The 939-nt window shown below is 31.5% G+C and carries 1 protein-coding gene; it reads right to left on the bottom strand.

Going from position 1 to position 939, the window contains the following annotated elements:
• Nucleotides 1-38: 38 nt before the first annotated feature.
• A complete protein-coding gene (locus tag ACR65M_RS26960; protein WP_440274953.1) occupies nt 39-683 on the bottom strand; it encodes a class I SAM-dependent methyltransferase in 645 nt (214 codons plus the stop codon).
• Nucleotides 684-939: the final 256 nt, after the last annotated feature.

Genomic DNA, 939 nt, shown 5'->3' with positions numbered 1-939 from the left:
TGCCATACAGACACACCTCGTTATAGTTGATATATTTATTATAACAATCTGTGTCTACTTTTTAGTCTAGCATCATACTCTAAATCCAGAGAAGAATCCTTGACCATATATTCAAAAACAGAAAGGTGATAGTGAAAAGGATCCCTATCAAAATTGGTAATGATACGTGGATACTGTTTAATAGGGTCGAGCGTGAACTTATTTTTAGATTCGAAGAACGTAGCATAAATCTTTCCATCTATCTTGAGGACCTTCTCGACATTAATTAAACATCGCCAAATAAGGTTTATAGGAAGATGAGTAAATAGTGAATGAGCGATGGCAAAATCGAAGCTTGTATGAAATTTTGTGAAAGTAAATTGATCATCAACAAGTAAGGTTGAGTTTTTATTTATTAAGTTGGTCTTTTTTATTTCTAATTGACCTGCTTTTATAAGTGACTTATTAACATCTAAACCGCCATAATGTCCTGGATTCAAATATTTGATAAAATGAATGCCTGCCCTAAGACTTCCACAGCCAATATCTAATAATCTATGTGTAGGCAACAAACCGTTCTTAACAAGGAATTGAAATTGTAAATTCCCAATTACCTCCCAATCCCCTCCTACTTCTTTTTTGTATTTTTCGTGATTAATCTGTTTTTCCGTCAAATGTAAGTCATAGTACTTATTCCATCCCAAATAATCACCCACTCCTTTTACTGTTATGTTTTGAATTCATTAAACACTCTAAAGAAAAAAAGTGAAAAATATAATAGATTACTATATTTTATTCAAAACCTTTCAATAGGGAACGATGATTGCCTCATTCTCATAAAAAATGTAGCACTTTAACTCTATTATCCATATGATGAATAGACGTCTATAAATGTCAATGATAAAATGTACATTTTCGCTCGTTTAAGGATGTACAATTTTGCTTCCCAACTATTTTTAT

It is taken from the genome of Ferdinandcohnia sp. SAFN-114, assembly GCF_059415045.1.
The sequence above is the reverse complement of the archived record's forward strand: the minus strand, read 5'-3'. Positions and strand labels throughout refer to the sequence as shown.